The 22960-nt window shown below is 59.5% G+C and carries 18 protein-coding genes, 1 tRNA gene and 1 pseudogene; 2 read left to right on the forward strand and 18 right to left on the reverse strand.

Going from position 1 to position 22960, the window contains the following annotated elements; genetic code table 11:
• From AKV04_RS03175 to AKV04_RS03190, 4 genes and pseudogenes are all read right to left on the reverse strand, one after another.
• Positions 1-498, reverse strand: a pseudogene (locus tag AKV04_RS03175) (IS21 family transposase); the annotation flags it as partial.
• A gap of 432 nt (positions 499-930) precedes the next feature.
• Entirely contained in the window at positions 931-1938 is a 1008-nt protein-coding gene (locus AKV04_RS03180) for a nucleotidyltransferase family protein (RefSeq protein ID WP_054005034.1), read from the reverse strand.
• A 121-nt stretch (positions 1939-2059) separates the two neighbouring features.
• Positions 2060-2245, reverse strand: coding sequence for a hypothetical protein (locus AKV04_RS03185; RefSeq protein ID WP_054005035.1), 186 nt, complete (start codon positions 2243-2245; stop codon positions 2060-2062).
• Entirely contained in the window at positions 2242-2640 is a 399-nt protein-coding gene (locus AKV04_RS03190; RefSeq protein ID WP_054005036.1) for a helix-turn-helix domain-containing protein, read from the reverse strand. The genes AKV04_RS03185 and AKV04_RS03190 overlap by 4 nt, the downstream gene beginning before the upstream one ends.
• Positions 2641-2923: 283 nt before the next feature.
• On the opposite strand from AKV04_RS03190, the gene AKV04_RS03195 reads away from it, so the two are divergent.
• A complete protein-coding gene (locus AKV04_RS03195) occupies positions 2924-4273 on the forward strand; it encodes a Fic family protein (RefSeq protein ID WP_054005037.1) in 1350 nt (449 codons plus the stop codon).
• Between the two features lie 126 nt (positions 4274-4399).
• On the opposite strand, the gene AKV04_RS03200 is transcribed toward AKV04_RS03195, so the two are convergent.
• From AKV04_RS03200 to AKV04_RS03215, 3 genes are all read right to left on the reverse strand, one after another.
• On the reverse strand, positions 4400-6148 hold the full coding sequence (locus AKV04_RS03200; RefSeq protein ID WP_054005038.1) for a DUF927 domain-containing protein: 1749 nt from the start codon (positions 6146-6148) through the stop codon (positions 4400-4402).
• A 173-nt stretch (positions 6149-6321) separates the two neighbouring features.
• Positions 6322-7077, reverse strand: a complete 756-nt coding sequence (locus AKV04_RS03205) for a hypothetical protein (RefSeq protein WP_156317332.1) — start codon at positions 7075-7077, stop codon at positions 6322-6324.
• A gap of 125 nt (positions 7078-7202) precedes the next feature.
• Complete coding sequence (locus AKV04_RS03215) at positions 7203-8081, reverse strand: hypothetical protein (RefSeq protein WP_156317333.1); 879 nt, start codon at positions 8079-8081, stop codon at positions 7203-7205.
• A 215-nt stretch (positions 8082-8296) separates the two neighbouring features.
• On the opposite strand from AKV04_RS03215, the gene AKV04_RS03220 reads away from it, so the two are divergent.
• Positions 8297-8500 carry a hypothetical protein gene (locus AKV04_RS03220; protein ID WP_054005042.1) on the forward strand — a complete coding sequence of 68 codons (204 nt, stop codon included), beginning with the start codon at positions 8297-8299 and terminating at the stop codon, positions 8498-8500.
• Here AKV04_RS03220 and AKV04_RS03225 read toward each other — a convergent pair.
• The 11 genes from AKV04_RS03225 to AKV04_RS03275 all read right to left on the reverse strand — a co-directional run bounded on the left by AKV04_RS03225 (position 8482) and on the right by AKV04_RS03275 (position 22957).
• On the reverse strand, positions 8482-9750 hold the full coding sequence (locus AKV04_RS03225) for a tyrosine-type recombinase/integrase (protein WP_054005043.1): 1269 nt from the start codon (positions 9748-9750) through the stop codon (positions 8482-8484). The two genes, AKV04_RS03220 and AKV04_RS03225, sit on opposite strands and share 19 nt — an antisense overlap.
• A gap of 172 nt (positions 9751-9922) precedes the next feature.
• A tRNA-Ser gene (locus tag AKV04_RS03230) sits at positions 9923-10012 on the reverse strand.
• A 99-nt stretch (positions 10013-10111) separates the two neighbouring features.
• Complete coding sequence (locus AKV04_RS03235; RefSeq protein WP_054005044.1) at positions 10112-10834, reverse strand: alanyl-tRNA editing protein; 723 nt, start codon at positions 10832-10834, stop codon at positions 10112-10114.
• Complete coding sequence (locus tag AKV04_RS03240; RefSeq protein WP_054005045.1) at positions 10831-13320, reverse strand: DUF3772 domain-containing protein; 2490 nt, start codon at positions 13318-13320, stop codon at positions 10831-10833. Before AKV04_RS03240 ends, AKV04_RS03235 begins: the two co-directional genes overlap by 4 nt.
• Positions 13317-14351, reverse strand: a complete 1035-nt coding sequence (locus AKV04_RS03245) for a cysteine synthase A (protein WP_054005116.1) — start codon at positions 14349-14351, stop codon at positions 13317-13319. Before AKV04_RS03245 ends, AKV04_RS03240 begins: the two co-directional genes overlap by 4 nt.
• Before the next feature lie 442 nt (positions 14352-14793).
• Positions 14794-16179: an aspartate aminotransferase family protein gene (locus tag AKV04_RS03250; RefSeq protein WP_054005046.1), complete on the reverse strand. Its 1386-nt coding sequence runs from the start codon at positions 16177-16179 to the stop codon at positions 14794-14796.
• Between the two features lie 121 nt (positions 16180-16300).
• On the reverse strand, positions 16301-16954 hold the full coding sequence (locus AKV04_RS03255; protein WP_054005117.1) for a GntR family transcriptional regulator: 654 nt from the start codon (positions 16952-16954) through the stop codon (positions 16301-16303).
• Positions 16955-17023: 69 nt separating this feature from the next.
• Positions 17024-18601 carry a glycoside hydrolase family 43 protein gene (locus tag AKV04_RS03260; RefSeq protein ID WP_054005047.1) on the reverse strand — a complete coding sequence of 526 codons (1578 nt, stop codon included), beginning with the start codon at positions 18599-18601 and terminating at the stop codon, positions 17024-17026.
• A 62-nt stretch (positions 18602-18663) separates the two neighbouring features.
• Positions 18664-19797, reverse strand: coding sequence for a Gfo/Idh/MocA family protein (locus tag AKV04_RS03265; protein WP_054005048.1), 1134 nt, complete (start codon positions 19795-19797; stop codon positions 18664-18666).
• 9 nt (positions 19798-19806) lie between these two features.
• Positions 19807-20556 carry a sugar phosphate isomerase/epimerase family protein gene (locus AKV04_RS03270; protein ID WP_054005118.1) on the reverse strand — a complete coding sequence of 250 codons (750 nt, stop codon included), beginning with the start codon at positions 20554-20556 and terminating at the stop codon, positions 19807-19809.
• Positions 20557-20566: 10 nt separating this feature from the next.
• Positions 20567-22957, reverse strand: a complete 2391-nt coding sequence (locus AKV04_RS03275; RefSeq protein WP_235815529.1) for a beta-mannosidase — start codon at positions 22955-22957, stop codon at positions 20567-20569.
• Between the last annotated feature and the right edge of the window lie 3 nt (positions 22958-22960).

The following is a 22960-nucleotide window of genomic DNA, read 5'->3' on the forward strand; positions in this document are numbered from 1 at the left end:
CTCGGAAACTGCTGCAGGATAAGCCCGCACAAAGCAGGCGTCACTGTGAGGCAGATCAAGTGCGAAGAAATACGCCTTTTGCTCAACACCGCCGATCACAACCATCGCCTCGCCAAAATCCGCTTGGGCGTGGCCCGGGGCATGAGCCAGCGGCACAAACATCTCTCGGCTGCGTCGGCCATGTTCGCGGACATAATTCTTCACCGTCGTGTAGCCGCCCTTGAACCCGTGCTCGTCACGCAGCCGCTCAAAAATACGCTTGGCCGTATGCCGTTGCTTGCGGTTCCGACTAAGGTCCTCCTGCAACCACTGGTCGATGAAGCCCGTGAATGCATCCAGCCTGGGCCGCTTTATCGCCGTTGTCCGCTGATACCCTGGCGGAACCGAAAAACTCATCATCTTCTTCACGCTTGCACGCGAAACACCAAAATGAAGAGCGGCGGCGCGTTCGCTCAGGCCTTCGCGGCGCGCAAGGCGCACCTTTCTATAAAGTTCCACGCTGAAAATCCCCCGCCCTCCCCGTCACCAGAAAGAGCCAAAGTGGCAAAGTTTTACTCTGCCCGCAGCAAGACTATCCCGCCACTTCCGTGGCAAACTTTTGCACTGCCGTTCTCAGACGGCGTGTTCCACGAGAACAGATCTGTTTTGCTCGCAAACACCGCGTCAACTGACGGAGCTTGACGGTCTCGGCGGTCGGAAGTGTGGTAGTCAATCAAATGGGCTGTAAAGCTGCCTGAAGCGGATATTCGCAGCGCTGAAGTTTGGTGTTGCTCATCCTCAACTACACTGGCGTCAGCACGCAGACGTTGAAGGCGTCGTCGCTTTTGCCGTTGCCGTTGCCGGAGCGGACAGCGACAGGTGTTGGCTGCGGACGCGCAACAACTGGCGGCACCTCAAGCTATTACCTGCGCCAGGTTTCGGGAAATTGCATCAGCCCAGCCATGCCGCCACGTCAGGCATCAGCTTGAGCGTGGTTGCGATCCGCTCCTGCCACCGCGGACCTCGGGACAGCGCATCCTGGTAGGCGTCTTGCAGTTCATCAGGCCTGTCGTCGAGGAGCGCCTCTATCAAAAAGCGCGCCTGCCTGCGATCTTTCTCGGCCTTGATCCTGTCGCGGGCTTCACGGCGGGCGGCGACGATCAGCTTGTGGATCGCAAATCGCTCAGGTCGCGGGATTTGAACCAATACGCCAGACCGGTAAAGCACTGCGGCAGGGATGGGTTCGGCGATCAGATAATTCAGGTGGTGCAGCGCCTGTGCAGACACGCCAAGGGCTGCGAGGGGTCGCACACCTTCGTCACCAAAGGCCGGTGTCAGAAACTCCACCAGTGCAGCGCCTTTGCTCTGACGCCAGCGCCATGCCGGCCCTGGATCAAGTGTCGGCACCGGCTCGAAAGCAAAGTCGGCCAACACTTTCTCCATGGGTGGATCGGCCTGATCATCCAGTGCAAGCGACAGACGCTCAAAACTGGCGATATCGAGATCTCCGGTTTGTGCCAGATCGTCGAAGCGGTAACGCAGGCCCAACTCTCCTTCATAGAGTCGGAATGCATGGGTGCCCACGACGGTGCCCCCCAGTCGGAAAACACCGGCGGTCGCCATTGCGGCCAACAGGCTGCCGGTGGCGGCATCGTGGCTCATAAGGCGTTCTGCGCGCAGAATACGCACCAGCCGCGCCCTCTCGGCAGCACGGCCTTCAGACGCGAGCTTCAGCTCTCGATGTCGCGTGATCCGCGCCAGAAGATCAGGGTTCTCTTCTCCGATATAGGTTTTGCGCACATCTGTGCCGATCCGAAAACTGTCATACCAATAGACGTGCCTGTTGCGCTCGACCCGCGTGGGCGTGCCGCGCAGGCCAGAGGTGCGATCATCCAGCAGCAAGCGCAGCAGATCATGATAGGCGGCATGTGCTGTGGCAGAGTGGCGGTCAAGTGGCATGTTCAACGCTCTCGGATTTCGTTGAACATCGCAAAGCGTTCAACGAAAGACAAGTGTGTTGAACATAGCTGATGTCCAGCGTTCCAGTGATCGAGGTGACCAGAGGCGCGTCACGCGTCTTTCACCGCCGAGGGCTACGCCGTTGCGCATCCAAAGCCTCGCGCAGCACCTGCACCACAGGCAGGCTTGGTGTGGGCACCCCATCGTAACAGATCGCACGCAGGAGCTCGACCCAACCTTTCTCTGCCTTGGTCAGCGGTCCATCTTGCGGCGCAGCAAAATCGTCAAACCTCTTGGGGGCGCTCATTTGCCAAAAATCCCACGCAGGGTTGTGCGGCTGCGCGTGGTGACGCGAGGATCGCCACCTTCAGATGCATCGCGGATCTCATCTAACCATCCACGCTCGTTGACGGTCACGGGGCTGCCGAGGATCTCTACGATGGCAGCCGCAGATGTGCTGCCGACCGTTTGATCAAGAGCCAACCGCAGCAAGTGGGCTGGATCACAGTCGATCGCTTTTGCCAGAGCAGGCACCCGGTCGAGCGGTAGCTTGGCTGCACCGGATCTGATCATCGACAGCACATTTGCATTTTTAAACCCGGCTTCAAAAGCCATCTCAGACTGAGTTTTGGGCTTCATTTCCAGAATGCGTCGGTCGAGAAACTTCACCAGCGCGGTGTCCTTATGAGGTTTGGTCGTCATCGCTATCGTCCTTTGCTGCTATTTCGTATCTTCTATATAGCAGGTAAAGACGCGACAGTTCGTCCGTAAGCGCATGATAGTAATGGGAAAATACGTTGCAAAAGTAGAGACCTAGCAACTGACCCGCCCCAAACAGAACACAGTAAAGGTCCGACGAAAGGCGGCAACTGATTTGCAGATTGACAGTTGCGGCAATATTGCGCGACAAAAGAGCGACATATTCCGCGACACTTGTGCGTCACGAGGAGCGACACATGCGCGTCACCACAATGGGATACTTTTGATGATCAACGCTGATCATGACATCCAGAAGGCGCTTCTCGCAGCGCTTCCGACAGACCTGACCGTGACATCAATCAGCCAGATTGAACAACGCCTGATGGACCAGGGCGTCACAGTCAGCCGTAGAACCTTGCAGCGCCACTTGGGGCTGCTCGAAGTCACTGGTCAGGTTATCAAAGAGGGCCGCAGTGTTGCCGTCACATATCGCATCGCTGAGCCTGCAATGTCTGTGGCGGCTACAGGGATCGCCATGTCATCTGCGGGCCGTGAAGTTTGGAACCTTGTTGCTCAGCCGGTGATTGCCAAACGCCCGGTGACCTACAACCAAGACTTCCTTGACCACTACACCCCCAACGCCACCTTCTATCTTCCTGACAGCATGCGCAGCCAGCTGCACGACATGGGCAGGACCGGCACAGCGAACAGACCCGCTGGCACCCACCTGCGCGACGTGATCGGTCGCCTGATGATCGACCTGTCCTGGGCGTCGTCGAAGCTGGAGGGTAACACCTACACCCGCCTCGATACCGAAAACCTGATCCGCTTCGGCACAGCTGCCCAAGGAAAAGATCTGATCGACGCGCAGATGATCCTGAACCACAAAGCTGCCATCGAATTGATTGCCGAGTCGCCAGAGGAGATCGGATACGACAGCTACAGCTTCCTCAACCTGCATGCCCTGCTATCAGAAAACCTGATGGCGGACCCTGCCGCCTCCGGTCGGCTGCGTCGTCGCCCCGTGGACATTGGCGGCAGCGTTTATACGCCGCTGGCCATCCCGCAGCGCATCGAGGCGAACTTCCAGACCATCCTCGACAAAGCCGGTCAGATCAGCGACCCGTTCGAGACCTCGTTCTTCCTGATGGTCCACATCCCATATATTCAACCGTTCGAGGATGTGAACAAGCGGGTTTCACGGCTCGGTGCGAACATCCCATTGATCAAGCACAACCTTTCGCCATTGTCGTTCATCGACATGCCCGAGGAGGCTTATTTCCGGGGCACTCAGGCCATCTACGAGTTCAACCGCACCGAGTTGCTGGTGGATGTCTACCTGGCCGCCTACGAGCGCTCCTGCCAGCGCTACGCGGCGATCGTGCAGTCACTGCCAGAACCCGATCCGCTGCGCCTGAGATATCGTGAAGCGATCCGCGCCGCAGTGCGTGATGTTGTTCTGGATGGTCATGCGGTGATCGCCGATTATGTTGCGGCTGACACTGATCCCGATGTGCTTACGCTACTCCAAGCCATCGTCGATGCCGAAGTTGCGAACCTGCACGAAGGCAACGCGCTCCGCTTCGGTATCAGACGCAGTCAGTTCGAACAGTGGAAGCAGCAATCTGGCAGATGATATGTTTCGATCTGCCCACGCCTTGATCGACGAAGGTTAGCGAAGCGCAGTCTTCTGTATTCTGCGCCCAGTGTGGCGGGACCGGGGACCAGGGGGCCGGGCAGAAACCCGGTCCCGCGCCCAAAATCAAATCGGCTTATATCGCATCACATCGGCAATCTTCAGCGTGTAGAGCCGTGGGCGTCCAGGGATGGCACGCGGAGCCTTCTTCATATGCCGACCATCTTCACCAAGTAGGAGCAACGACATTTTCATCAACGCCGTTGCTGCCGTAGCGGCCGTAGAGCCAGGATAAATTTGGTGCCAGCAATCGGCGGTGAGAAAAACTCGACTTGCATCTTTCCATCCAATCGGATCGCTCGAAACCAGAGTGCCCACTTCCGGCAAGGTGTCGAGCTTCGCAGTCAGAAATTGCTGAATGGGCACAATCACGTTGGCAAGCCCTTCGTGCTTCGCGCCATGAATTCTGTCGTGCCAGTCGAGGAATGCAGCAGTCGCGAATTTATGAGCATCACCTTCGTCCCAACCAGTCAGCTTAAAGGCAGTTGCCAATTCTCCCGCAACGCCCACAAGGGCAAAACGCTGCGCAACTCTGCTGACAACCCCGTCGGACTCCTGAGGAAGCTTCCCAAGAGACTCCTTGCATAGCTTTGCGAAAAGGGTGCGCACCACGTTATCAACCTTGTCTTGGTGGTCAAGCATTCCTCTGACAAAAGCATGTCCCACTGCTCCATGGCTCGTCTTGGCCGCGGCTTTCAGCATGTCAGCAAACATTGCCGCAGTTTCCGAACCATGAAGATCATCGAATGCGCCATGTGCTCGGCTGTCGGCTTCGATGTCGATTAAACGTGCTTCTTGTCCGGCCATCTGCCTCTGACCAGCTTCCTTCAGCTTTTCTGCAACACTGATTTCGCCCGATGAAATCAACGCAAGCCGCCAACGCTGAATTTCATCCGGTGTGATGCCCTTGGTCATGCGTGCTTTTCCCGTGCCGTTTGCCAGCATGTAGATGGTCTCCTGCAGCGCACGGGCTGAAATTTCGGCAATCTCATCTAGCGGCAGCAGGATGTCGTTGAGATTTGCAGCGATACTTTCCAGGCCATTGCTCGTTGCCCGCCACTGGGTGATGAGATCCGCACTTCCCCAAACAGAAGCTGCAAGGTGAAGCAGGGTTGTTTTGCCGGAAGACGATGCACCGCGGAAGTGGAGGCCGCCGCCATCCATCCCCACACACGCCAGGAGCGGGCCGGAGAAGGCCAGAGACACTGCCAGGACCATCATGGGGTTTCCCCGGCACTTCATGCCGATGTCAGTTTTCCAAGTGCTCAAGCTGCCGTTTGTGACCAGATGCGCAGCAGGCCCACGCGCCAAGTCCAGCAGCGGCAGAAACGCGCCCTGACCAATCACATTTTTGCCGAGAGCAAACGCGGACCGGTTCTCACCAACCCAACCCAAGCGCGACACCGACGTCATGCGCCGTGTGGGCTTCCACCGGCCGAGAAGGGCGAGCAGAAGTTCCTTGCACTTGCGCTCAGGACCCAGCTCCAAGCCATGATTGACAAGTCGGGCAACAACGTCCCCGGGGGCGCGGGTGACGTGCGCATTCATGACCGGAACATCATGCCAAACGCCATCGGGACTCTTGACGGAGATAAGCTTGCCCCATCCTGTGCCAGCCAGGTCGGCAAAACCAGCATCAACACGAAGCGGCGAGCAAATGAAAATCGGCTCACCAGCTTCTTCTTCCGCCAGTGCGTATACGCCATCGTCAAAAAGAGCGTAGCCATCTGGCAGTGAACTGGTCAGTTCTAGTGTATCCGAGTCGACCGTGGCAGGCTGCGCCGGGAAGTCGGAAATCTGCACTACGTTGTTCATTTTCTTATCCTTCAGATGAAAACACCGAGTAACCCCTCGGCAAGGCAGGTTTATTCACAGCCAACCAACTGCGTTGTTGTTCTTGGATCGAGGTGTCGGGACCATGGGACCGGGGGACCGGCTTGATTTTTGCTGGAGAGCTGCAGCGGTCCCATGGTCCCAGCCGGGACGGTTCAGCTCACGCGGCCTGGAAGCTGGTGATCAAGGTTGGCGGCCGCGTCGGCGCGCGCTGCCGTTTGGTAATCTCTGGCATCCTGAAGCAATGAGCGTGAAACCCACCAAAGCCGGGCATCAGCATCCAATCTGAGCAGACGACGCGTCAACCGATGATCCATCGTGATGTAGGTCCACCAGCCGTCTGCGTAGAAGATGTCCCTGTGGTAGAATTGGCGAGAGCCTGAGTGGCTGGCGACCTTTCCGACAGCTTTGCGCATGGCTTCACGAACCAAGCCGGGATCCACCGCTCCAGCGATATAGACACCATGAATGTGCGGACGCTTTTCCTTTCGCGAGGTCTCAAGGATCAGCAGAATGGGGAGGTTTTGCAGGCCGCGACTGACGAGCTCACGGTTCATTCGCTGACCGATAGCTCGCATAGGATCTTCTGTAGTCAGGATGAACTTTTCGAATGCCGCAGAGAAGTTCAGCGTTACTGCGCGGCCACCGCTGCCGGCTGCAAACCTGATCATTTCTCGGTGGCGTTCGCCGACTGTCAGATCCCTCCAGCGCTTCATAACAGGAGAGTGGGCAGTGCTGATAGTGACTGAATTGCGACGTGCTTTGTGCTTGGCCAAGACGTTCTTCCTTCTGTATGATAGGGGTGTTGATGGTTTGAAAAGGTTGCAACTGGACATCGTCAGGCGTGCGTCCGCATTTCCCCTTGCAAACAAGGGGATTTCGAAGATTTCGGCCTTCAGAATTTTGGACATTATTGCCGGGCACGCGGGCAGGGTTTACCTGCCTGCGTCTGCTGTGTTCTTCGGTGTGATGTAGTCACCCGAGCGCCCGTCAGTCTCCGCCGCTAGGCGGGTGTGATCGTGGCGTTTCGGGACATCTAGGCGCTTGCGGGTGATGACGCTGTCAGATCGAGCCCAATCAAGTGCTTCACGGCCCGGGCCACAAATTCCGGCTCAGGTGCATTCAAAGCGCGCGCCATCGCCCGTAGGGCAACGACGTCAATCTCAGCGGATCCGCCTTTGCGCAACGTTTCAACCCACTGAGCAGTTCGCTGCGTCACATCCGCCAAAGCGTTTGCGTCGACCCGCAGGACGGTCATTGCGCGTTGCAGGGCTGTGTCGAAGCTCAGATCCGGGTTGGCAAAGATCTCGGTGGCGACGCTTGCGACATCGCGTGTTTCAGCGTTGCGGTTCGCAGTAAAGCCGCGCCGTCGTGACAGCCAGCTGAGCGCGTCCTTCGGGTTCAGGGTCAAAGCTTTATCGTCATCGCGTCGGGTGCCTTCGCGCGCCGCAAACTCCAACTTAAATCCCTCTTTGCTCAGAGACGTGCGGACCGCCGGGACCGTCATATTGGAGAGCAATGACAACGCGCGCACCGACACGCCGCTCCAATCCTCGAATTCGTAGAGTTCCCATCTTGCCAGAAATGTTTCAAACATGCGGCGCAGAGGGAAGTCGTTGAGCTTGCAGAACGGCGAAGGCTCGCCATGCAAATCTGTCTGCGGGAAGCCGTTCAGCACGCCGCATGCCAATTCATAATGTGTCTCATCGGATGCCATTTCCAGCCCATCAAGTTGGTAGGCATACGCGTAAGCGGCGCGTGCATAGTCGTAGAGACCGTATTGTTCAATCTTGATGGCGGTGCCGCCTAGGTTTTCGATCTCCTCGCTAGGGTCTCCCCCAAGGTATTGTTGTGCAAAACCGCTGGCTTTCGGACCGGTGTAGTCGAGGATAGAGGCTTGGCACATGATCGCCACGCGTAGCTGATCCTCGATCTCGGCCCAAGTGTAGGGGATGTGGTTGTTGGTGCTCATCGTCGTGCCTCTCGCTCTGTATTTAGTGATGTCGCTCTTATAGCCGTATTATCGGCCTTGCGTCAAGATAATAATATAGATATGATATCTGCATCACTTTATGCCAACCTCATTCCATAGGAACGCGAGGTTGGCGCGACTTAGGACCAGAAGAGACTATGATCACCAAGTCGGCGAAACAGCGGGATATCGAAATCGAACGGCTGCGCGCAGCTTTGCTGAAGGTGGCGAAGTTGGTAGATGCTGATCCCGTCTATCTTCCGCTTTTCGAACGCTTAGAGGTCGAGATTGCCTTGGACCAGTCGATGGGTGACGCGATCACGCGGGCGCGTCTGATTGCGCGTCAGAGGGCGATGGTCTGAACGACCTGCTGCAGGTGCTCCAACGTGGCGCCCTGGCCGTAACGTTCTCTGCCCAAAGCATGACCAAACAAATCACGACGGATCCGTTCATCAACGCCTGCCGCCAACATCCGGTCCTCGAATGCGTGCCTGAGGCTGTAGAGCGTGTGGCCAGGTGTCTCCATCAGCCCGTTTTCACGCATGAACTTGTTGACCGTCGCTGACAGTGAAGGGTTGTCGCGATAGCGCGGAAAGCCATCAGGACATTCACGAAACGCCTCCAGACTTACTCCTGTAAGCGGGATCACGCGCTTGGCGTGCTTGCTTTTCAGCTGGCGGCCCACAGGCTCGATCGAAATATGCGGCACCCTCGCCGCCAAGTTGATATGTGCGCTCAGCAATCCAGCGCCCTCACTCGGACGATATCCGGTGTTAACCATTCCCAGCACGATGCAGCGTGCCTCGGTATTCAAGCCACCCAAAGCGCCGGGTGCCAGGATCTTCTCTTTGATCCACTCCACGGAAAACGGTGGCCGCTGACGTTGCTCGCCCTCTTTGATCGCCAGATCGGATAGCGGCAACACAAGGCCCAGCCGCTTCAGCCGGTTCACCGTCTTGAAGATGTCGCCTAAGTGAACGAGGTCCTTGTTGCCGCTGTTGGCGGTCAGATCCTCAAGCTCTATCCGCTCCATCCACCAATTGCGGAAATCAAGCATGTCATCGCCCGTGATCCTGGCAAGAGCCTTGTCGCCGATGAGATCAACGAAGTTGTTCACCGCCTTCACTCGGGGGTTTTTCCAGCGTCGCAGCTGATCCTCGCTCTTGCCGAAGGTTTTATCCTTGGCGAGCGTCCAGTAAAGCTCCAGCGCCTTGCTTACCGTAATCTCTGGCTCAACGGCTCCGCCAAGAATGGCCGCCGCCTCGATCAAATTCGGGCCTGATCTTGTCTGCGGCACCGCCTCAATTCGAGTGAGCAGTTCGTCGCGTTCCAATTTGGCGACATCGGCCACTTTCATAAACCGGAAGCCGCGGGCAGAGGCCAGCTCCCGAGCGGCCGCAAACCTCGTTTCAGCATCACTGCTATCGCCCGCGAGAAGCGCTTCCCATCCTTCGACCATGTTGGCCCAAGCCGTAACCTCCTTCGTGGCCGCAAGCGCCTCCGAGTCAGTGTGCAGACTTACCCAGACAAACTGACGGGGCTCTACAGCCGCGTAGCGCTTGGGCACACGCTTATAAAGATACTGGGTTTTGCCACGCTTCTTGATTGCCATGATGTCGCTGACCTCGCACTGCCGCGTTACAATGGTCGAATCGGCATCGAGTGTAAAGCAAAGTGTAGCGCAAATTGTATAGCAATTTCCCACTAGAACGTCGAACGCGTAGGCTCTCAGTTAACTTTTTCCTGTATTTTCAATGACTTGCACGGTTAAACAAATGTGAAAATGGCGGATCGATAGGGATTCGAACCCTAGAGACGGTTCCCCGCCTACACACTTTCCAGGCGTGCGCCTTCGACCACTCGGCCACCGATCCGTTGCGGGTGTTTAGCCTGCAACGCCAAGCGGGCGCAAGGGGGGGCGATTTGGTTTTATTGGCGATTTGGTGGGATTTTTGCCCATGGGCTGCCTGTGGTCAATCGACCAGCAGCAGGTTGACCCGGCGGTTTTGTTTGCCTTTGTTCTCGATGCGGCCGATCTCAATCCGGCCGATCTCGGCGGTGCGGGCGACATGGGTGCCACCGCAGGGTTGCAGATCAATCTGCGCCTCGCCCTGGCCGATCCGCACCAGACGGATTTGGCCCTGCCCCATCGGTGGGCTGACCGACATGGTTTTGACAAGCTGCGGATTGGCCAGCAATTCGGCATCGCTGATCCATGTGTCTGTGACCGGAAGATCACGCTCGATCAATAGGTTAAGTGCAGTGTTCAACGCGGCTACATCGGTGGGCGGCTCTGGCATCATAAAATCAAGACGGCCTTTATCAGCGCCGATCTGCCCGCCGGTCACCGGCAGGGGGATCACCACCGACAACAAATGTAGTGCTGTATGCACCCGCATATGGCGGTGACGGCGGTGCCAGTCGAGGCGCTGGGTGATTTTGCTGCCCACCGGTGGCAAGGCGGTGGCCTCGGCTGGCACCAAAGCGATCAGCCCGCCTTCAACTTTGACTGCCGTTGCAATCGGCATCCGCCCGCCCGCCCAAACGATCAAGCCACTGTCCCCCGGCTGCCCGCCTGCCGTAGCGTAGAAGATTGAGACATCCAGCACGATGCCGCCCTCGGGGGTATGCGCCAGCACGGTCGCCTCCGCCTCGCGCAGATAGGCGTCGTAGCGAAACAGCAAGGTGGTGGTCATGCGTCGGTGTCCTTGGCTTTTGGGCGGCTTGATGGGGCGGCGTCCGGCTCGGCCAAAAACACAGCGACGGCGTCCAACGCAGCTTGTTCCTCGGCCTTGGCTTCGGCATCCGCCGCCGCCTCATCCGCCAGACGCTTCAGGTAATCGCGATGCGCGTTGGTGAACAAGATGCCCTCGGCGTGGAACCGCTCGGCAATCTGGTGGTTGATCTCCGAGCGCACCGGCACCTGAAAATAGATATCCCGCACGATGACGCGGATCTCAAAATTCATCAGCTCGCCGGTGAAGCCCATCAGCGCGATGATCGGCGGCGGTGTCAAAATCGCCAGAGGTTGCGCCTCAACGATCTCACGTAGGATCGCCTCCACCCGGCGGCTGTCCGAGGTGAACGGCACCGAGACCGGCACAATCATCCGGCCCGACATGTTGAACCGGGTCCAGTTCGTCACCCGCCCGGTGATCAGATCCGAATTCGGCACGATCACGTCCGAGCGGTCAAAGGTCTGGATCCGGGTCGAGCGCACCGAGATCGCCTTGACGATGCCCGAGGTGGTGCCGACCTCGATCCAGTCGCCCTCAGACACCGGGCGTTCGACCAGCAAGATCACGCCCGAGACAAAGTTCGACACAATCGTCTGCAAGCCAAAACCGATGCCGACCGACAAGGCCGAGGCCACCAGTGCGAAGCCCGACAGATCAATCCCCGCCGCCGTGATCGCCAGCAGCGCCGACAAAAACACCCCGGCATAGCCCACGCCCGAGATGATGGCGTTCTTGCCGCCCTGATCCAGCGAGGTGCGCGGCAGGATCGAGGATTTCAAGCCCCCCTGCACCAGTCGCATCACCGCATAGCTGACCCCGAACACCGCGACGAGGATGATGAAGCTGGTCGGCGATATCCGCACGCCACCCAAGGAGACGCCAGAGCGGAACGCCGCCCACAGATCCACCAGATCGACCACCCGCGCGCCCCAGATCAGCGCCAGCAGCGGCAGCGCCGCACAGGTGATCACCAGACCGGCGATGATCGGCATCAAGCCATCGTGCCGGGCCTCAGGCGTGCGCGCCACCGTCACATACAATTCGGCAAAGAAGCCTTGCAGCACGACCACCATCGCAAACAGCGACAAGGTGTTGATCGCAGGCCAGATCAGCGCATTGGCGGCACTGACATAGCCGATCACGCCCAGAGCCGGGGCAACCACCGCGATTGCGATGGCGGCAGAAGATACCCAATAGATCAGCTCAAACCGGAACGCGCCGTCCGTGCCGCTGCGCCCCACCGCGCTTTGCCGCCGCAAGATATGGCCCAGCCGATAGAGCGCAACCGCCGCGAAAATCTGCAACGGCACCACGATCACCGAAATCGCCGCATCCGTTGCCTGCGCCACCTGCTGCGCGCGATCTGCCCCGATGTTGCTGGCAGCCCCGCCTAGAAAATTCGCAGCCCTCGGCACGATCCACGCCGCCACCAGATCGTAAACGGCAACCGAGACCCCCAGCAACACCGCTTGCAGCCGCCCCTCGGCGCGGCCCTCGGGCCCAAGTCCAATGGCGCTTTCCGTGGCAGGATCGGTTGGGAAGATATGATGCGCCAGCCAGCGTGTCAGGAAAATCACCAACACCACGGCGGGCAGCGCTGCAAACAGCGACAGGATGATCGGCCCAAACAGCGAGGCCCGCTCCAGCGCCATATACAGCAACACCGCCCCCACCACGGGCAAAGCCACTTGACCCAAAGACACAAAGCCCGAGATCAGATTGCGCCCGCGCATGTGGGTTTTCGTCAGCAGCCAGTAGGTCAACCGCCGCATCCAATGGCCGCCGCGCACCAACAACAGCAGCGCCGACAGCACCAGAACCACAATCAACGGCGCATTGTCGCGCAGTTGATCGACGTTCATCGGCCGGGTGAAGCGCCAGCGGGTTTCATCCCAGATCCACTGCCCCATCCAGCGGAACATCGACGCCGCCGTCGGCCAGTTCACCGGGTTCAGCGCCGAGGGAGACAAGCGCAGCAATTTATCGGCATGACGCTCGCGGATCAGCTTATCAATCGACGCGATGGTGCTGTCGGCACGGGTGGTGGCCTCGGTGGCGGTCAGCACCGGCGCTTGCAGCTTGGCCAACTCCGCGCTCAGCTCACCCCGCCGCTTGGCGATCATCGCATCCTCGGTCTGACCCTCAGCGGGCACCGGGCCCAGCGCGGCAATTTGGTTTTTCACCGTGGCGATCTGGTCGGCGTTGCTGCCTTGTGCGGCGCTGAAGGTCGAGCGCCATTTTACCATCTCGGCGCGCATACTGCTCAAGCGTTCGTCATCAATCTGCGCTTTGACGACAACATCCTCGATCTGCGACACCGTGGTGTCGAAGGTCTTGTAATCCTCAGGTTTAAGCGCGTCTTGCGCAAGGGCTGGGCCAGCCTGCCCCAGCGCCGCCAGCAGCGCCAGAACCAGCAGCGCCCTGCGCAGCATCAGACCAATCATGCGTCTTCAAACACCGTCGGGATATTCGACGGCGCGCGGTCCAGCCATTTCGGCACCGGCAGACCCTTTTCCTTCAGGAAGGCCGGGTTATAGAGCTTGGACTGATAGCGGTTGCCGTAATCACACAGGATGGTGACGATGGTATGCCCCGGCCCCATTTCCTGCGCCATCCGCACCGCGCCCGCGATGTTGATGCCCGACGAGCCGCCCAGACAAATCCCCTCATCCTCCAGCATTTCAAAGCACAACGGCAGCGCCTCGGCATCCGGGATGCGATAGCTGAAATCGGGGGTAAAGCCTTCGAGGTTGGCGGTAATCCGCCCCTGCCCGATGCCTTCGGTGATCGAGGTGCCGGGCGCATCAAACTTGCCGGTGGTGTAGAACGCGTGCAACGCAGCCCCCTCCGGGTCCGCGAGGCCGATTTTCACGCCCTTCGGCTGCAACGCCATGCCAACCCCGGCCAGAGTCCCACCCGAACCAACCGCACAGATGAACCCATCGACCTTGCCGCCGGTTTGTTCCCAAATCTCTGGCCCAGTCGTCTCAATATGGCTCAAACGATTGGCGACATTGTCAAACTGATTGGCCCAGATCGCACCATTCGGCTCAGTCCGTGCCAAAGCCTCGGCCAAGCGACCCGAATAGCGCACATAGTTGTTGGGGTTCTTATAGGGTGCCGCTGGCACCTGCACCAATTCCGCCCCCGCCAAGCGGAGCATGTCTTTTTTCTCCTGAGATTGTGTCTCAGGAATAACAATCACAGTGCGAAACCCCATGCTGGCACCGACCAGCGCGAGGCCAATCCCGGTGTTGCCCGCCGTGCCTTCCACAATGGTGCCGCCCGGCTTCAACTGGCCTTTGGCGACCGCATCGCGGATCATATACAAGGCCGCGCGATCCTTCACCGACTGACCGGGGTTGAGAAACTCACATTTGCCCAAGATCGTGCAACCGGTGATCTCAGACGCCCGTTTCAGCTTCAAAAGCGGGGTGTTGCCAATCGTGTCAGCCAGGTCACTGTGAATCCGCATGGGAAAACCATCCTTTATACCGTTGCTAAAGGAATAGGCGAGCGGGCGGGCAAACTCAAGCGCACGGCTGTCGAAAAGGAAAACCACACGGCTTGTGCAAGCCCGCGCCGAACTGCGTTCCAGCAATCCCGCGCTCGGCCAAACAACTCCCACCCTTCGGCTTTCATCTTGGCCTAAATATCCCCGCCGGAGGCTTCAACGCCGACCGCAAAAACTGCCCCCGCAAAACACCTCCACGATCCCGATTTTTGAGAAAAATCGTGGCCTCTTCATCGCCGGAAGGCGCAGATTGCCCCAACGGAAAAGATGAACAACCCCCTAATGCCGGGACATAACCATTTGAAATTAAATAAAACGCAAGATGTCCACGCGTGGACACCCGATAGAAAAGGGCGGAGCCTTGCAGCCCCGCCCCCAATTCCTCTCAAAACCCGGCTTCAGATCACTTAAACAACCCGTCCGCCTTCAGACCCGCATAGCACTCATCCAGCGATGTCTTCGCCCGCGCGATCAGCACGTCAATTTCGTCCGGCGTGATCACCAGCGGCGGCGCGATGATCATCCGATCCCCCACATGCCGCATGATCAGATTGTTGGCAAAGCAGCGCTCGCGGCAACGATAGCCGACCGTCCCGGTATCAGAAGAAAACTTCGCCCGCTTCTCTTTGTTCGGGGTCAGCGCAATCGAACCCATCAACCCCACCAACTGCGCATCTCCGACCATCGGATGATCCGCCAGCGCCGCCCATTTCGCGGCCAGATAGGGATGCGCCACGTCGCGGACATGCTCGACGATCTTTTCTTCCTGCATGATCCGCAGGTTCTCCAACGCCACCGCCGCCGCGACCGGATGGCCGGAATAGGTGTAGCCGTGGTTGAACTCATCGGTGCCGATCACCGCCGCCACCTCATCGCAGACAATCGAGCCACCAATCGGCTGATACCCGGAAGACAACCCCTTCGCGATGGTCATGATATGCGGCTTGATGCCAAAGGTCTGGCTGCCGAACCAGTTGCCGGTGCGGCCAAACCCGGTGATCACCTCATCCGCGATCAGCAGGATGCCGTATTTGTCGACGATACGCTGGATTTCCGGCCAGTAGGTCGACGGCGGCACGATCACCCCACCCGCACCCTGAATAGGCTCGCCGATGAAGGCGGCGACGTTTTCGACGCCAAGGTTCAGGATCATCGCCTCCAATTCCTGCGCCCGCATCAGCCCGAAAGCCTCGGGCGTCATATCGCCACCCTGATCCCAATAGTTCGGCTCGCCGATATGGACCACGCCCGCAATCTTGCCACCATGCGCATGGATGCCTGACATGCCGCCCAAAGACCCGCCACCGATGGTCGAGCCGTGATAGCCGTTGGTCCGCGCGATGATGATGCGCTTTTCCGGCTGGCCCTTGATGTCCCAATAGCGCCGCACCAGACGGATATTGGTGTCATTGGCTTCCGAGCCCGAGCCTGCAAAAAAGGTGTGGTTCATGCCTTCCGGGGCCAGTTCGGCGATCTTGGCAGCCAAAGCGATGGCCGGCACATGGCTGGTCTGGAAGAAGGTGTTGTAATAGGCCAACTCATCCATCTGCCGTTTGGCAACTTCGCCCAGCTCCGGGCGGCCATAGCCGATGTTGACGCACCACAGCCCGGCCATGCCGTCGATGATCTTGTTGCCTTCCGAGTCGGTCAGCCAGACGCCCTTGCCCTGCGTCATGATCCGCGCGCCCTTGCGGCCCAGCGCGGCGTTGGCGGTGAAGGGGTGCATGTGATGGGCGGCATCCAGCGCCTGAAGTTCAGCCGTCGGCATGTGGTTGGTGATTTTGTTCATCGCATGACCCTCTTGATACGCGCGGCCATGCCCGAATCCGGTGGCCTTTGGATCAGGATATGATCAAACGCAGCGGCGTTCAAGAAATTTGATCAAATTATTTAGAGGCAGCTTTGCGAGCCTAAATTTCACCGCGTTGCAAGGCCGCGCGGACCTGATCAACACCTTGCGCAATGTCGCGCTGCATCGCGGCTGACAACCCGGCGGCATCGCCTGCCCGCATCGCCGCAAGGGCCTCTTTGTGCGAATCCGGCAGGCTGGTGGCGCCACTGCGCGACGACACCACCCGCAGGCTGGGGCCAAAGCGCAGCCAAAGCGAACGCGCCATATCCAACAGCACCCCCGCCCCTGCCGCCTCATACAAGGCGAAATGGAAGGCGTGATTGCTTTTCAGATAGCCCGAGACATCGTCGGCGCGGATCGCGGCATCGACGGCTGCATCCAAGGCTTCCAGCTTGGCGATCAATGCGGGGGTGATCACGGCAAGGCCCGCCAAATGCGGCTCAATCGTCAATCGAGCGAAGGCGACTTGATCGAGGTCGGCGGCACTGAGGCGCGGCACGGTTACACGGCGGTTGCCCTGCGGCAGCAATGCGCCTTCGGCAGCCAAGCGGCGGATGGCTTCGCGCACTGGAGTCATTCCGGCCTCTAAACCTGCGGTCAGGCCTTGGATCGTCACGGGCTGACCGGGCTGCAGCACGCCAAACAGGATCATGTCGCGCAGGCGGGCGTAGATGACCTCGTGGGTCGGGATTTTACGGCTGTCGTCGGTCATGCGGCCTGCACTCATTGCTCTGAGCGCCGTTTATGACGGCAATGGCCTGCGTTGCAAGCCCGGCGTTTATCAGGCGGCGGGATGATAAGCGAAACGGGTGAAATCGGCACTCCAGCCTTGCCCAGTCAGATCATAGGCCACAATGCCAACAAAGGCCCCGGTGAACGAAGCATGTTCGCCGCGCCCGCCTTCATCCGAGATCACCGAGGCATCGAGCAGCGGGCCAAGCGGTTGCGCCGCGCCACCTTGCGCCCAGAAGAATTGCTGGCTGGCGCGATCCACTTTGACCGACAGGGTGATCGGGCCATCTGGCAGCGGCACCGGGTCGGTGAAGGTCAACGCCTCGGTCGGATCGCCGATGCAAGAGATGATGCGGGCGCAACGGCCAATCTGGGGTTCATCGGTGATCAAAGCGGCGTGGAATTTGTGGCGGTTGTAATAGGTGGTGAGGCCCGCCGCGCGTTGCCAGTTGGGCGGATCGGCCAAAATGGTGGTCTCGGCATGGTAGGCTTGGTCTTCTTGGCGGCGCGCGACGAGGGCTTGTTCGAACCACGAGCCGAGACTTTCGCGGCCTGTGAGGCGCATGGCTTGTCCGGTCATCTGGAAAATCCGCGCAGGATATGGGGTGCGCAGCCATTGGAATTCGGCAGGCAGGCTGTTGGTCAGATCATGCGCCGTTGGCGGCCCCGGCACGCGCGCAGGCCCAGGCAGGGTGGCAGGCGGCACCAGCCCGCCGCCCTCAAGGTAAAGCCAATCCTCCACCCACATACATTTGGCCAGCCCGGTTTCGCGCCCCATCGCACAGAACGCGCCATGCGGCCCCTGCACGGGCCGCCCACAGAGGTAGCTGTGGAAGGCCTCGCCCTCAGGCGTTTCGACATATTGGCCATGCCCGACGCGCTGGATCGGATTGCCGGGGGCGAAACGGGCGGTCATCAGGTGTTGGTTGGGGTGGGTTTCGTAAGGCCCGTGCAGCTTGCGCGACCGTGCCATCGTCACCGCGTGATCATAGCCGGTGCCACCCTCAGCGATGGTCAGGTAATACCAGCCGTTGCGTTTGAAGAGATGCGGCGCTTCGGTCAGGCCCAGAGATGTGCCGGTATAGATCGTGGTCACCTCACCCAGAAGGCCGCGCTCGGGGTGCCATTCCTGCACTTCAATGCCATCAAAGCGATCCTGCGCGGGGTTGAGGCCACTGCCGATGGGCCGATGGTTCCAGCGCATGTTGGTGAACCATTTGCGGCCATCGTCATCGTGAAACAGCGAGGGGTCAAAGCCCGAGGAGGTGACATAGATCGGGTCCGACCAATAGCCGTCAATCGCTTCAGCGGTGACGATGTAGTTGTGCGCATCCTTGAACGCACCGTCGAGGCGTTTGACATCCGTGTAAACCAGCCAGAACTTGCCATCGGCATGACTGAGGCAAGGGGCCCAAACCCCGCAGCTGTCAGGATTGCCGCGCATGTCCAACTGGCTGGCACGGTTGAGCGGACGCGCCACAAGCCGCCAATTCACCAGATCGCGGGAGTGGTGGATTTGCACGCCAGGATACCACTCAAAGGTTGAGGTGGCGATGTAGTAGTCGCCGCCCACCCGGCAGATCGACGGATCGGCATTAAAGCCGCGCAGCACCGGGTTCTCGATCATGGTTATCCTCTGGCTCATATATCCTAAGGGGGTCCGGGGTTGGGAAACCCCCGGTTCCAGCCTTAGCGCAGCAACGCCCGCGCCTGATCCGGCCCCAAAGCGGCGGGGCGGGTGCAGGTGGTGGTCAGGGTGATGAACTCCCCCGTCTCGCCCGACCGCAAAGCCGCCGTCATCACATCGACGCCGTGCAGGGTCCGCTCCAGCGAGCAGCGCGCATCGCGGCCTTCGGTGATCGCCAGCACCATATCGGCCATGCCCGCGGTGCGGTAATTCGCCTGATCCTCGCCGCGATGGCCCTTCTGGTTGACGATGCTGAACGGATGATCCCAAGCCGCAACCGTCTGCAGCACACCGTCGCGCCCCGCCATTTCCAGCGGTCCGCCGAAGAAGTTCGGGTCAGGGACATAAAGCGTGCCCTCGCTGCCGTAGAGTTCAAAATGATTGCGCTTGTGGTGCCAGACATCCCAGCTTGCCGAAAAGCTAATGGTGGCGCCTGAGTGAAACTCCAGCAACGCCTGAATATTGCTGGGGGTTTTCACCGCAATCTCTTGCCCTGCCCGATCGCCGGACCCGATGGTGCGGGTCGGGGTGGCCGATGAGGTCAGCGCCCCCACACGACGCACCGGGCCAAGCAGGTTGATCAGATTGGCGATGTAATAGGGGCCCATATCCATGATCGGGCCTGCGCCGGGCAGGTAGAAGAACTCCGGGCTGGGGTGCCAGCTTTCGGGCCCATGGCCTTGGATCGCGGCGCAGCCGGTGGTGATCGTGCCCAGCTTGCCCTCGTCAATCAGCGCCCGGGCCTGCTGATGGGTGCCGCCCAAGAACGTATCGGGGGCGCAGCCCACGGCAAGGCCCTTGCTGGCCGCGAGGTCACGCAGGGCCACACCTTCCGCCAGCGTCAGCACCAGCGGCTTTTCGGAATAGGCGTGCTTGCCTGCCTCCAAAATCCGGCGCGTCACCGCATAATGCGCGTCGGGGATGGTCAGATTGATCACCACATCGACGTCCTTATTCGCCAGCAGGTCATCGACCGATTGCGCTTTGACGTCGAACGCTGCCGCGCGCGCCTGCGCCGTTGCCATGTTCATATCGGCCACGGCGCGCACTTCCAGCCCTTTGAACAAAGGCGCCAGCCGCAGGTAAGAGGTTGAGATATTGCCGCATCCGATGATGCCAATGCCCAAGTTTGCCATGATCTATCCTTACAGCTTTTCCGCCGAGGCCAGCGAGCGGCTTGCAAAGCGCGCGTGGTCGGTGGGGTTGTCATGCTCCATCACGAAGTTCGTGACGCCGATTTTGCGCAAAGCGGGCAGGATCGTCGCCCAGTCCACGACGCCATAGCCAAGATCGGCCCAGCCATCTTCGGCGAGATTTTCGCCCTTGGCCGCGATGTCTTTGACATGGGCGGCGATGAGGCGGGACTTATGGGTGTCAATCCACGCCAACGGGTCCGCACCACCGCGCACCACCCAAGCCACGTCCATTTCCCATGCGAGGTCCGGCCCGCCCTCAAACAAAGCGGTTTGCGGAATGGCACCGTCGGCAGTTTTGACGAATTCAAAGTCGTGGTTGTGCCAGCCGAATTTCAACCCGGCATCGCGGATCGGTCCACCCGCCTTTTGCAACCGCGCGCCCAGATCGCGCCAGCCTTTGCCAGTGGTGGGGCGCTCATCGGGATGAATCCACGGCACGATCACCTGTTCCATACCCAAAGTCTTGGCGACTGTGATCGCCCAATCCGGGGTATCTTCGACTTGCGCCAGCCCGAAATGGCCGGAAGGCATTTTCAGCCCGCAGGCCTGCAAACCCGCATGCAGATCGCTCAAGCCCGCTGGGTCGGCATAAAGCCCGCCGAAGCCTTCGACGGCGCGGTAGCCGGTGGCGGCCAGCATTTCCAAGGTTTTCGCCAAGGGCGGGAAGTTGCGCGAGGAATAGAGTTGGTAGCTGAACATATGTGCCTCCTCAGGCAGTCGGACCATAGGTCGCGGAATGAAGGTCTCGGATGGTGAAACGGGGCGCAGCACCAGGTTGCGCGGGGGTAAAGGTGATCGTGGCGGGATAGCCGGGGAACAGCGTCACGGCGTTGTGCGAGAACCGCCCCGGCTGATCGGATTCGACGGCAACAAACAGCGCGAGGGCCTCGGCGGTGAGGGTGATTTCGTAGATGCCATTGGTTTCGCTGACCTGATGGGTCAGATGCGCGGGCAGAAGATCGTAGTGTTTGTAAGGCTTTGGCGCGAAAGTATCGCCAGAAATCTGCGTGCTGCCGTCGGCCCAAGTGTAGGCCAGCATTTCTTGCACGCCGAGATCGGTGGTGTTGATTTTCAGCGCCAGCACGGCGGTTTCAGCGACATTTACTGTCGCTTCCGCCAAGGGCCGCGTGCTGCCATCCATCGCCACAGCCATCGCTTTCACCGTCACATCCAGCGCCGTGCCATCGTTGATCGCGCGCAATTCGATGCCGCCCGCGACCGGAACCGCCGAGACAAACACCGTTTGGAAAAACTGTTTCGCCATATGATGCAACAGTTTCCAGCCACCGCCGTGATCAAGGCTCGACCACGAACACACCGGCCAAGTGTCGTTCAACTGCCAGATCAGCGCGCCCATGCAATGCGGTTTCAGACTGCGCCAATGCGTGACGGCGGTTTTGATCGCCAAGCCCTGCTGGACTTGGCTGAGATAGACGAAATTCTCGAAATCCACCGGAAAGCGGAAATAGCGGAACATGGTTTCCGCGATCCGCGCGTTGCCACCGGCATTTTTCTGATGGCTCTCCATCACCGGGGCGGCGATGTTGAAATCCTTGGGGTCGGCGAATTTGCGGATCACGTCCATCGACGGATAGCTTTGAAAGCCAAACTCTGAACAAAAGCGAGGGCTTACATCTCGGTAATGATCAAAATCGCGGCCCTCGTGCCAGACCGACCAAAAGTGCATATCGCCCTTGCTGTCATCATGCCAAGCATCGCCGAAATCCATCGGGCCGGGGCTGGGGCTGGAGGGCCACCACACCGCCCCCGGCACCGCTGCCTTCAACGCGGTTTCAATCGTGCGGTTCAGACGGTCATAGCCGACCAGATAGAGATCGCGGTTGGCGCGGGTTTCAGGGAACCATGTCAGCGCCCCGATCAATTCATTATCACCGCACCACAGCACCAGACTTGCGTGATAATGCAACCGCTTGGCTTGTTCGGCCACCTCAATCGCCACATCCGCCAGAAACGCGCTATCGGCAGGATAGATATGGCAAGAGAACATGAAATCCTGCCAGACCATCAGGCCGAGTTCATCGCAAAGATCGTAGAACCAGTCCGGCTCGTAGCGCCCACCGCCCCAGACCCGGATCATATTCATATTGGCATCGACTGCTGATTGCAGCAGATCGCGGGTGGCTTCAGGGGTGATGCGGCCCGACAAAGCATCCTGCGGGATCCAATTCGCGCCCTTGGCAAAAATATCGCGACCATTGATGCGGAACTTGAAACCAAGGCCTGCGGCGTCTTTGACATTGACCAAGGCGGCATCGCGCAGGCCGATACGACGGATCAAGACTTGATCGCCAAATTCGATCACCAGATCATGCAGCGGCTGCGCGCCCTGCCCTGCGGGCCACCACAAAGCCGGGTTTTCCACCACCAGCGCTGCTATCGCCTGCCCGCGCTGCACTTTGGCTTGGGTGGTCACGCCGTGCAGCGCAAAGGACACTTCGGCTCCCTCAGCTTCACCTTCGACATCCGCCGTCACCGTCACCACGGCGCGATGGGCGGAATGCGACTGCGCAACCCCCACCGCAGTGATGCGCGTTTGGGCCCGCGGTTCGAGATAAAAGTCGCCGTAAACACCGAAGCTGCCGAGAGCGATGTTCCAATCCCAGCCAAAATCGCAAGACGGCTTGCGCAGCATATTCCCGTTATGGATCGGAGTGTTGTTGGCCGAAAATGGCACGAAATATGGCTGGGCGGTCTGGCGCTTGGCGGCCTCTATCTCGGGCGCGCGGAAGGTGATCGCGATATCATTCGCCCCCAATCGCAGCGCTGCAGACAGATCAATGCGGTAGCTTCGGAACATGTTGTCCGATGCCAACACCGTGACACCATTCACCGCGATTTCCGCCACCGTGTCGAGCATCGACACCACCAGCACAAGGTCAGTGCGGCTGGTGCTAAAGCTGCGCTTGGCGACCCAATCGCGGCCACAAATCCAGCGCAGATCGTATTCGTTGCGGCCCCAATAGGGATCGGCAATCGCTCCCGCTGCGTGCAAAGCGGTGATGCCATCCCCCGGCAGCGAGAAGCCGACAGAATATGCTCCGCTTTCATCGCAAAGCGTCCAGCCCTCGGCCAAATTCATCAT

Origin of the sequence: Cypionkella psychrotolerans (assembly GCF_001294535.1) — a bacterium.
In the GTDB taxonomy this organism is placed as follows: Bacteria; Pseudomonadota; Alphaproteobacteria; order Rhodobacterales; family Rhodobacteraceae; genus Cypionkella; species Cypionkella psychrotolerans.